The sequence below is a fragment of the Vibrio profundum genome (assembly GCF_050337555.1).
Lineage (GTDB): Bacteria > Pseudomonadota > Gammaproteobacteria > Enterobacterales > Vibrionaceae > Vibrio > Vibrio profundum.
This window is the reverse complement of sequence record NZ_JAKJTA010000003.1, coordinates 138,708-150,359: the sequence shown is the minus strand read 5'-3', so window position 1 is coordinate 150,359 and position 11,652 is coordinate 138,708. Positions and strand designations below refer to the sequence as shown.

Below are 11,652 nucleotides of genomic sequence, written 5' to 3'. Positions count from 1 at the left end.
ATTTATGTATTCATCTGAATACTAAGATAGGAAAGACTGTAACAATTAAGCTCTTCTACTCTAAAGGTAGCTTAGGGATAGATAGAGTCCATATATTTAAGTTCATCTATAAGCAACCCACACTATACGCACATAAACGCAGTGCGCATTATAGATATACTTATCAATACATTTAACTTTTAATATTGTAATGTGTGTTTCCAAATTTGGTAAACCAAAGAGTGTCTAGATAATAGAAATTAGAAACTTGATTTTTTCTATTTACTCTGGAATTAACATGGAATCCACTGCTGAAATTTCGATACGAAGAAGAGAGAATAATCAAGTTACTACAACTACGAAATAAAGCTGATCAATGACTAAACATGTATATAAAGCAAGCGAAAATACCGTAGGGTAGATACCTCGAGGTTAGGTATTTAATGGTTTTTTTAGTGGTGAATAAAAAGAAACAGTGATTAAAACTGACGTTTTCTGATGAATGAATCTCCGTTATCTCGGCTACAATCTGACATTTCGACTCCACAGTTCGTATATGAAGCGTGAAAGCCCTGCGTTAAAGAATAAGTTGTCGATATGTAGACACAAATATCAGGACTATAAGATATTGATTGAGCCCTACTAACAAAGTGGGGTATCACACCAGGGCTACCGCATGAATATTTTTTTGAGCAAAAAAGGATCGAGTTGACGATCACTTTTACCTGTGATCATATACTTACTTTTTAACAGTCACTCTAATGAACTTGGAACAATTCGATGATATTACCGACCCTAGACCTGTCTCTTGATCAGATCTTATAGCGCTTCTCCAGCCTCAACCATCGCTTTAGCTAAAGATAACCTTTTACTTGAGCTTGAAGCTCGTCCCAGCCTTCCCACATAGTCGTCCAGCTTGCCATCCAGGGCTACCGCATTAATATTTTTTGAGCAAAAAGGATCAGGTTGACGATCACTTTTACCTGTGATCATATACTTACTTTTTAACGGTCACTCTAATGAACTTGGAACAATTCGCTGCTCAATTCGATGATATTACCGACCCTAGGCAGTCAGCGAAAGTCACTTACCCACTGTTTGATATTCTCTTTACTACTCTTTGCTCAATGATTGCTGGAGCAAAGGGATGGCACGAAATACGACTCTATACAATCGGACATCTTGACTGGTTCCATCGTCACGACATTTTCCTAGAAGGCGTCCCCATTGAAGATACGTTCACTCGTGTTTTCGCTAAAATCTGTCCGAATGAGTTTCGCAAGAACTTTATTGGGTGGATGTCTCAGGTAAACAAAATTACCGCGGGAGAGCTGATATCGATTGATGGAAAAACACTGAGGCACTCCTATCAACGAGACGATAAAGCCAGTGCGATACACGTGATTAATGCATTTGCCTGTAAAAACAAGCTTGTGCTCGGTCAGCTAAAAACCGATAAAAAATCAAATGAGATCACGGGCATTCCAGAGCTGATTCGATTACTTGATATTAAAGGGGCTTTGGTTTCAATGGACGCAATGGGCTGTCAAACAGAGATTGCTGAACTCATTGTCGAAAAGAAAGCAGACTACCTTTTAGCCGTTAAAGGTAACCAAGGGACACTATCAAAAGCGATTCAATTGGCGTTTAAGTATGTGACGGCAGAGTATTTAAAAGAGCACCCGTTGGACGTATCGCAAGGGCACGGTCGAGTGGAAGCTCGTGGCTACTATACCTTGGATGCCAATGCTCTCGACGGTGACTTTTCAAGATGGGCAGAACTCAAAACGCTCGGTATGTCACTGGGCTATCGTTTAGAAAAAGGGAAGCAACCCCAGCTTGAACAACGTTATTACATCAGTTCCTCAGAATTAGATGATAAACAGCTTGGTCAGGCAGTTCGAGGGCATTGGGCGATTGAAAATAGTCTTCATTGGGTTTTGGATGTGACGATGTCGGAAGATGCTTGCCGGATTCATAAAGATCATTCAGCAGAAAACCTAGCGGTAGTACGGCAAGCTGCGTTGAATATGTTGCGCAAGGAAAAAAGCAAACTGAGTATCGCGAGTAAACAAAAGATGTGTTGGATGAAAATGACATCACTAGAAGACGTATTAGTGGCAGGTTTTTCTGGTTAAATAGTGATCATGCGGTAGCCCTGGCACTAATCCCCCTCTTTATATACAGCAAAACAAAATCCTCACCTCGATGAGGCTTTTGTTTTTTAGACGGATCAACTCTAACGGTATTCGCCCATTCGCAACCCCGATAGCCAAGTACCAAACGCTGCTATTCTGACCCAATGGTGAAGTGATATTGATAGTTTGATCAGAAAAATCATCGATACTAATATAGAATAATTACCCAAATCTTTAGATGTCACCCCCCTCTTAAATCACAGAAATAATAAACCATAAACCAACGAAAAACTAACAACAACCACCAGTGATTAAAAAATTACCAGTACAATAATCCTGCACAATGTGCTTTAAACAGTAGATATACCTAGGCACTAATGACTAAAAAACAAAGGTAAACCTCTCAGTTTCATACAAACAAAAAACCAACAACAACCAAAAATGAACAATAATATTTACTTTTTGTTATTTCATGTTCTGTTCAGGAATGCTAGTTTTCCTGGCCAATTGGTACATGGCTCTGACATTTAGCCACTCAATTTAAAAAAATAACACACGTACCAAGCAAATTGACTTAACACAACATTGCACAGGAAACTCTTTATGTCCGACTTGAACGTATTCAAGCAGCCAAAACCCTTTTATTTGATCTTCTCGATCGAATTCTGGGAGCGCTTTGGCTTTTATGGTATGCAGGCAATCCTGACTGTTTACCTTGTACAAATCCTCGGAATGAAAGAATCGACTTCATTCGTATTGTTTGGTGCTTTCAACGCTCTTGTCTATGGCTATGTTGCTGCTGGTGGCTGGATCGGTGATAAGATTCTCGGCACCAAACGAACTATCATGCTCGGCGCGGCCGTTCTTGCTCTTGGTTACGTTCTACTCGGCTACTCTACCGCCAACTCACATGGCTCTACATCCATCATTTACATTGCAATGGGCGTAATTGCGGTCGGTAACGGTCTATTTAAGGCTAATCCTTCAAGCTTGCTAGCAAAAGTCTACGATGAGAACGACTCTCGCCTAGACGGCGCATTCACTATGTACTACATGGCCGTAAACATGGGTTCTTTCATATCAATGATCCTAACACCTATCGTTGCCGCTAAAATGGGTTACGGCCTTGCGTTTGGCGTAAGTGCAGTTGGCTTGGCAATTACTGTTGTTAACTTTATCTTCTGCCAACACATCCTAAAAGGTGTAGGTTCACCTGCAGATTCTAAGAAAGTGAATAAAACCAGCCTGCTACTTGTTGTCGCTGGTACTGTCGCCGTTAGCTTCCTAAGTGCTTATCTTCTTCAACACCTTTCTATTGCACACAGTCTGCTTGTTGTTGCTGGTATTGCAATCGTTGCTCTTTACATGAAAGACGCTTTCTCTATCACTGGTGTTGAGCGAGCGAAAATGCTGGTTGCTTTCGTGCTAATGCTGCAAGGTATCGTATTCTTCGTACTTTACTTCCAAATGCCAACGTCACTAAACTTCTTTGCTATTCACAGTGTTTCTCACGACGTATTCGGTATCGCAGTTGAACCAGAGCAGTTCCAAGCGCTGAACCCAATGTGGATCATGCTGGCAAGCCCGCTTCTAGCGATGCTCTACGGCAAGCTAGGTGACAAACTGTCTATGCCATTCAAATTTGCAATCGGTATGGCGCTATGTGCGACTTCATTCTTAGTTCTTCAATGGAGCACACAGTACGGTAATGCTAACGGCATCGTAGATTCTAACTGGTTGGTAGCAAGCTACGCATTCCAGTCTATCGGTGAATTGCTTGTATCTGGCCTAGGCCTAGCCATGGTGGCTCAGCTTGTTCCTCAACGTATGATGGGCTTTGCTATGGGTATGTGGTTCCTAACTTCAGCGACTGCTTCTGTACTAGCAGGCTGGATTGCAAGCCTAACAGCGGCACCAAAAAACATTACCAACCCACACGAGATCCTAAGCACTTATGGTCACGTATTTGGTCAAATTGGTTGGGCTACAGCGGCTATCGCAGTAGTGACTTTCGTCATCGCACCAAAACTAACTAAAATCTGCCAAGCTAAATCTGGTAACGAAGCGACTTTAGCTAAAAGCGCAGCGTAATAACTGAGTTAATACCTAATTCGAAAACCGCAGCCTTTGGGTTGCGGTTTTTTTGTATTTTGAATTCGTACTCCGTTCCTCAGTATCAGCCTACCCCTAGAGAAGTATTACTACTCTGAATTACATAACCATAGATTCGCTCACATGAGCTCCGTCCTCTCGGCACAAAGAATAGATGGGTTAGGGGTTAGGTTACGTCGACCTCGCTATCCAAGCTCTCAGCGGGCTTCTCAGAGAACGTTTGATTTGATTTCGATGGGTTTCATTTCTTACCGCTCAGGCCAATCATTTCTATTTCATCAGCACTTTTAATCATTGATTAAATGCGAAGAATAAAAACAAACACATCATAAACCGATCAATACTACGCAAAATTCATCAACAACCCAGTCAAAAACTGGACAAATAACCATCAATAGACTACCAACGCAAACGATTCAACGTCACAAAACAATTAACCAACCATTCTCAATGCGCTCAAAACAATCGACTGGTCAGTAGCATTAAGCCACGTCCAAATACCACCCAAACAACTAACAAATGGTATAAATAACCACAACTTAACGAGTTATTTTTTAACAATTAACCACAAGATAACCTCACAACACACCTTGCAACAATCAAAAATGAATAGTTACATTTCTTTTTTGTTATTTCATGTTCTGTTCAGGAATGCTAATTTTCTTGGCTAATTGGTGCACTGTTCTTACATTAAACAAATTATTCCAAAAGTAATGGACGCACCAAGCAAACATAATTAAACACAACATTATTAATATTACACAGGGAATCTCTATGTCCGACTTGAACGTATTCAAGCAGCCAAAACCCTTTTATCTAATTTTCTCTATCGAATTCTGGGAACGTTTTGGCTTCTATGGTATGCAGGTAATTTTGACTGTTTACCTCGTACAAATCCTTGGTATGAGTGAATCCGTTTCATTCGTATTGTTTGGAGCTTTCAACGCACTTGTCTACGGATACACAGCTGCTGGGGGGTGGATTGGAGATAAAGTACTCGGTACCAAACGTACTATTACGTTAGGGGCTATAACGCTTGCTATAGGTTACGTATTACTTGGCTTATCCACTGCTGGCGCACACCATTCAACTTCAATCATCTATATTGCCATGAGTGTGATTGCCGTTGGTAACGGGCTATTTAAAGCTAACCCTTCTAGCCTACTAGCCAAAGCTTATGATGAAAACGATCCTCGCCTTGATGGTGCATTTACTATGTACTACATGGCAGTAAATATGGGTTCTTTCATCTCAATGATCCTAACACCTATCGTTGCCGCTAAAATGGGCTACGGCCTTGCGTTTGGAGTAAGTGCAGTTGGCTTGGCAATTACTATTGTTAACTTTATCTTCTGCCAACGCATCCTAAAAGGTCTCGGATCCCCTGCAGATTCCAAAAAACTAAACATGACTAAGTTCGCAGCAGTTATCGCAGGCAGTGTGGCTATGTGCTTCGTCAGCGCATACCTACTGCAACACCTATCTGTCGCTCACATAATGCTAGCAATCGCAGGTCTTGTCATTGTTGGGTTGTACATGAAAGATGCTTTCTCTTTGTCTGGTGTAGAGCGTTCTAAAATGTTGGTTGCCTTCGTGCTGATGCTACAAGGTGTTGTATTCTTTGTTCTTTACTTCCAAATGCCAACCTCACTTAACTTCTTCGCTATCCACAGTGTTACTCACGATGTGTTTGGCATCGCCGTTGAACCAGAACAGTTCCAAGCATTGAACCCAATGTGGATTATGCTAGCAAGCCCGCTTCTAGCGATGATTTACGGTAAGCTAGGTGAAAAACTGTCTATGCCATTCAAATTCGCAATCGGCATGGTGCTATGCGCTATATCTTTCCTAGTTCTGCAGTGGAGTACGCACTTCGGTAACACAAATGGTGTTGTAAACTCAGACTGGTTAGTGGCGAGCTACGCATTCCAATCTATCGGTGAGCTATTAGTCTCTGGTCTAGGTCTAGCCATGGTTGCACAGCTTGTACCTCAACGTATGATGGGCTTTGCTATGGGTCTATGGTTCCTGACTACCGCAACTGCTTCTGTATTAGCTGGTTGGGTTGCAGGCCTAACAGCAGCTCCAAAAAACATTACCGATCCTCAGCAAATCTTGCACACTTATGGACACGTATTTGGTCAAATTGGTTGGGCAACAGCAGCAATCGCCGTTGTTACTTTCATCATCGCACCTAAGCTAACTAAAATCTGCCAAGCAAAATCTGGCGACGAAGTTACTCTTACGAAAAGCGCTGCATAATTAGCATTGCGTTAGTACATTACTTTAATAAAAAAAACCGCAGCTTAATCGCTGCGGTTTTTTATTTTAGAACCTAGTGCCCTGCTAGCGATGCTCACCAACTAGAGAAGCCATCATCTCGATATGCTCGTCATCATCATTCAAGCAAGGAATGTAATTAAACGCCTCGCCTCCAAGCTCCATAAATTGGTGCTGATACTGCTCAGATAACTCTTCTAGCGTTTCCAAACAATCCACTGAAAATGCAGGGGCAATAACATCTAAGTTCTTCACACCAAGTCCTGCTACGTTTTTGAGCACATCTTCAGTGTAGGGTTGTAACCACTCCTCTCTGCCAAAACGTGATTGATACGCTAAGCCAATTTGGCTTTCGTTCAGTTCCAGTTCTTGAGCTAGTAAGCGAGTCGTTTCTTCACAGTGTTGTGGATACACATCCCCGTTTTGGGCAAAGCGCAGCGGTATGCCATGATATGAGCACAGTAAATAATCGCCGCGACCCGTTTTTTGCCAAGAGCGCCGCACTGAGGCCGCCAACGCTTTAATGTAGCCCGTATGATTGTAGTAGTCGCGAATAAATCGATAATAGGGAACCACCGGTAATTTCTGGAATGAGCCGAACAAGGCATCTGAAACCGCGGCGGTAGTGGTATTGGAATACTGAGGGTATAACGGTAATACAACAAGCTGATCGGCTCCTCGTCTAATAAGCTGCTCTACGCCACTGTGCAAGCTCGGACTTCCATAGGTCATCCCTAGTTCCACTGGCACTCCTAATCGCGCTTCTAGCTTGCTAGCTTGACGTTTTGAGTGCACCATCAGTGGAGAGCCTTCCTCCATCCATACGCTTTGATAAAGTTTGGCGACTTTTGGTGATCGCACAGGCAAAATCACGCCATGCAAAATTGGGTACCATAACCAAGGAGTCATATCGACCACACGTTTGTCATGAAGAAACTGGCTCAGAAATCGTTTGATATCGGATGTGTTCGGCGAATCGGGAGTACCAAGATTTACCAGCAGCACGCCCAGCTTTATGTTTTGTTCCATAATATCCCAACATCTGTTGACTGAAGTTCAATGGCCGATTTTGTTTCAAGTGGCTCACCAGCCAATTTGCTTCATACTCAATAAGCAGCACGATAAGCGAAATACCAAGACGAAAAAAAACGGCCTTAATAGGCCGTTTTAATATAACAAATTTTGTCAGCTACTTAGAGCATTAAGACAAAGCACTTTCGATATCAGCGCTAACTTCTACAACTTGCTTAGTACCATCGAATTTAAGGTACTTGGTGTTGCCCGCCTCTGCTTCCTTACCATAGTAAGAAATTAAAGGTGCAGTTTGGTCGTGGTAGACACCTAAGCGTGCACGTACCGTTTCTTCTTTGTCGTCATCACGAACAACAAGATCTTCACCGGTCACGTCGTCTTTACCTTCCACTTTCGGTGGGTTGTAAATCGCGTGATAAGTACGACCAGATGCTAAGTGCGCACGACGGCCAGCCATGCGTTCCACAATCACATCATCTGCAACGTCAAACTCAATTACGTAATCAACATTCACACCCATTTCTTTTAAGCCATCGGCTTGAGGAATTGTGCGTGGGAAACCATCGAGCAAAAAGCCTTTCTCACAATCGCTCTGCGCGATACGCTCTTTGATTAGACCTAGGATGATTCCATCAGAAACTAGCTGACCAGCATCGATAACCGCCTTGGCTTGTTTACCAAGCTCAGTACCGGCTTTGATAGCAGCACGTAGCATGTCACCAGTGGAGATTTGTGGAATACCATATTTCTCCATGATGAATTGAGCTTGAGTGCCTTTACCTGCACCTGGAGCACCTAGAAGAATGATGCGCATGTTTAATCCTCTTTAGAAATTTATGTTTGGTCTCGATTGCCAAGCTAGAGTATCTACTCAAAAATCGACACAACGAAAAATAGTCTAAGTGTTACCAAACGGAGCAAAGTCCGCCTGATTCATTACGTATAGCCGGAGATTGTAACATATATTTACCATTGGAGGGTGGCAATCATAATGTGATTTATCTCTAACCTTCACTTTCGATACAAGAAAAGCCCGCAAAGCGAGCTTTTCTTAAAAAGATGTATCAGCAAAACTTAGTGAGAGATTTGGCCCAATAGTGAGTTAATCGCGCCTAAAAATTGAGACGGATCTTCCATCGAACCACGCTCAGCCAGCATTGCTTGACCTAGTAGCGCTTCAACCCAACGGCCAAAGGCTTCTTCGTCCGCTTCATCCGCCATGCGTTTTACAAGTGCATGCTCAGGGTTGATTTCAAAGATGTAGTTTACTTGTGGCGCTTCTTGGCCCGCTGCTTCAAGCAGTTTCGCCATTTGGGTGCCCATTTCGTTGTCATCAGTCACGACAACAGCCGGAGTGCTCGCCAGTTTGAACGTAGTACGGACTTCTTTCACTCGGTCGCCCAAGTATTCTTTCGTACGCTCAACAACTGTTTTGAACTCTTCTTCAGTTTCTTTGTGTTTCTCTTTTTCCGCTTCATCTTCAAACTTGCTTAAATCTAAGCCCGCTTTAGTGATTGATTGGAATTTCTTACCATCAAATTCAGTCAGGTAGTTCATCAACCACTCATCGATGCGGTCATACATCAAGACAACTTCAATGCCTTTTGCTTTGAATTGCTCCAAGTGTGGGCTATTTTTAGCGGCGGCGTAGCTATCTGCTGTTAGGTAGTAGATTGTGTCTTGCTCTTCTTTCATTCGCTCAACGTAAGCGGCAAGGCCAACGGTTTGGTCAGAAGAATCGATCTCCGTTGATGAGAAACGTAGCAAGCTAGCAACTTTTTCTTTGTTAGAGAAATCTTCAGCAGGGCCTTCTTTCAACACCATGCCAAACTCTTTCCAGAAGCCTAGATATTTCTCGTCATCATTCTTAGCCATGCGCTCTAGCATAGTAAGTACACGCTTAGTACAAGCACCGCGTAGCGACTGAGTTACCTTGTTGTCTTGCAGAATTTCACGAGATACGTTCAACGGTAGATCGTTTGAATCAATCAAGCCTTTAACAAAACGTAGGTATGAAGGCATGAACTGCTCTGCATCGTCCATAATGAATACACGTTGAACATACAGTTTTAGACCAGATTTATGGTCGCGGTTCATCATGTCCCACGGAGCTTTAGCTGGGATGTACAACAAGCTGGTGTAATCGTTTTTACCCTCAACTCGATTGTGGCTCCATACAAGTGGCTCAGCATAATCGTGTGAAACATGCTTATAGAACTCTTGGTACTCTTCGTCTTTGATATCTGACTTGTTACGAGTCCAAAGTGCTTGAGCTTTGTTGATTTGCTCCCACTTAGTCTCTTCCGTTTCGTTACCTTCCTCATCTTTTACTTTAGTTAGGATAGAAACAGGAATGCCGATATGGTCAGAGTACTTGCTGATCACTTCACGTAGGCGCCATTCATTTAAGAACTCTTTGCCTTCTTCACGCATATGAAGAACGATATCAGTACCACGAGATTCTTTCGTGGTGTCTTCGATGGTGTAGTCACCTTCGCCAGCTGAATGCCATTGCACCGCTTGATCGGTCGCAAGACCTGCAGCGCGAGTGCGTACTGTCACGGCATCTGCAACGATAAAGGCTGAGTAGAAACCCACACCAAATTGACCAATCAGTTGTGAATCTTTGCTTTGGTCATCAGATAGCTTAGAGAAAAAGTCCGCTGTACCTGATTTAGCAATCGTACCAAGATGCTCAATCACATCTTCGCGGCTCATACCTGTACCATTGTCAGAAATTGTCAGCGTGTTTGCTTCTGAGTCGAATGACAATTTCACACCTAGATCGGCATCACCTTGGTATAGATCAGCATTCGATAACGCTTGGAAACGTAATTTATCTGATGCATCAGATGCGTTAGAAATTAACTCACGTAAAAAGATCTCTTTGTTTGAGTACAAAGAGTGAATCATAAGATGAAGTAGTTGTTTAACTTCAGACTGAAACCCACGGGTCTCTTTATTCATCGTTGCTGTTTCGCTCATATTAACTCCGTTACATCTGCTAAATGTGTACGCACTTCTTCATTTTGCGTCCACTTGACCGTGCTTTGATTGTAAAGATGAGGGGCAGATACATAAATTCAAGGTCGATATGCATAAAAACGATGTTTTTTTTATTTATTTTTATTATTCTTGGCATTCAAAATACATCAAACAATCTAAAATTGGATGTTTGTGTGCTTGGTAGGGATACTGAGACGAGTTTTGGCTAGACGACATTCTAAGTAGAAGAAGAATTCCATGAGCAATATTGGTACTAAATTTATTCTCGATCATCGTTTTACTTTTGATCCAAACTGCAATTCGCTTGTCGATCAAACCAGCGATACTGAAACCGTTCGACTAGGCAGTAACGAAAGCCGTATTCTGTTGCTGCTCTCTGAGCGGCCGAATGAAGTCATATCACGAAATGAATTGCATGAATTTGTATGGCGAGAACAAGGCTTTGAGGTCGATGACTCAAGTCTAACGCAAGCGATTTCAACGCTACGTAAAATGCTGAGAGACTCAACCAAATCGCCGATTTTTGTTAAAACGGTCCCAAAACGTGGTTACCAACTTATTTGTAACGTTGAGCGAGCCACTCCACTACTGGCCAATGATACGCCAGTATTGCCTGAAGGCTGCGACCTCGCCGAACTCTCAGCGAGCACGGAGCACGAACCACCCGCTGGCGTATCACAATCAGAGCCCCCTCCAGCCAACGATATTCCGACACAGCACGCAGCAGTAGCCCCGGCCAATTCTAGCTTAGCTGGCTATCTGATGCTGCTGCTGGCCATCTTGTTACCTGTGGGCGTTTACCTGTTTGCCAACCCGACAGACACTAAGTTCAGCCAATTACTGACTGTTAACCAAATTCCTGTCATGGCATTGGCTGACCACCCTTCCATTAAACAATGGCTACCATCGATTAAAGTGTGTGTCACCAAGTATACTGAACAGCACCAAGGTGCCGAATCGCCAATCAAAGTCATTGCCACAGGTAGTCAAGACAATGAGCTGTTTCTCAATTACATTCATTCACTAAGTCACTCGAATGAAAATGTTACCGTTCGCATCTACGCCAACCAAGAAAACCTTGCCAAAATATGCAAATAAGGAACAC

The 11,652-nt window shown here is 42.8% G+C and carries 8 protein-coding genes; 4 read left to right on the top strand and 4 right to left on the bottom strand.

All coding sequences use genetic code 11. The features are described from left to right. Positions 1–798: 798 nt before the first annotated feature. Positions 799–972: a hypothetical protein gene (locus L4C34_RS00805; protein ID WP_428787441.1), complete on the bottom strand. Its 174-nt coding sequence runs from the start codon at positions 970–972 to the stop codon at positions 799–801. 26 nt (positions 973–998) lie between these two features. Here L4C34_RS00805 and L4C34_RS00800 point away from each other — a divergent pair, with 26 nt between their 5' ends. The 3 genes from L4C34_RS00800 (at position 999) to dtpA (L4C34_RS00790) (ending at position 6,491) form a co-directional block, all read left to right on the top strand. Beyond that, positions 999–2,117: an ISAs1 family transposase gene (locus tag L4C34_RS00800; protein ID WP_428787440.1), complete on the top strand. Its 1,119-nt coding sequence runs from the start codon at positions 999–1,001 to the stop codon at positions 2,115–2,117. Between the two features lie 603 nt (positions 2,118–2,720). Further along, positions 2,721–4,208: a dipeptide/tripeptide permease DtpA gene (dtpA, locus tag L4C34_RS00795; protein ID WP_428787439.1), complete on the top strand. Its 1,488-nt coding sequence runs from the start codon at positions 2,721–2,723 to the stop codon at positions 4,206–4,208. Between the two features lie 795 nt (positions 4,209–5,003). After that, positions 5,004–6,491 carry a dipeptide/tripeptide permease DtpA gene (gene dtpA, locus L4C34_RS00790; protein WP_428787438.1) on the top strand — a complete coding sequence of 496 codons (1,488 nt, stop codon included), beginning with the start codon at positions 5,004–5,006 and terminating at the stop codon, positions 6,489–6,491. Positions 6,492–6,575: 84 nt separating this feature from the next. Here the strand turns inward: dtpA (L4C34_RS00790) and hemH are convergent, their stop codons facing one another. From hemH to htpG, 3 genes are all read right to left on the bottom strand, one after another. After that, complete coding sequence (hemH, locus tag L4C34_RS00785; RefSeq protein ID WP_428787437.1) at positions 6,576–7,538, bottom strand: ferrochelatase; 963 nt, start codon at positions 7,536–7,538, stop codon at positions 6,576–6,578. Positions 7,539–7,710: 172 nt separating this feature from the next. Then, positions 7,711–8,355 carry an adenylate kinase gene (adk, locus tag L4C34_RS00780; protein WP_428787436.1) on the bottom strand — a complete coding sequence of 215 codons (645 nt, stop codon included), beginning with the start codon at positions 8,353–8,355 and terminating at the stop codon, positions 7,711–7,713. Positions 8,356–8,615: 260 nt separating this feature from the next. Beyond that, positions 8,616–10,526, bottom strand: a complete 1,911-nt coding sequence (gene htpG, locus L4C34_RS00775) for a molecular chaperone HtpG (protein ID WP_428787435.1) — start codon at positions 10,524–10,526, stop codon at positions 8,616–8,618. Between the two features lie 258 nt (positions 10,527–10,784). Between htpG and L4C34_RS00770 the strand changes: the two genes are divergently transcribed. Then, positions 10,785–11,645, top strand: coding sequence for a winged helix-turn-helix domain-containing protein (locus L4C34_RS00770; protein WP_428787434.1), 861 nt, complete (start codon positions 10,785–10,787; stop codon positions 11,643–11,645). The last annotated feature ends 7 nt before the right edge of the window (positions 11,646–11,652 follow it).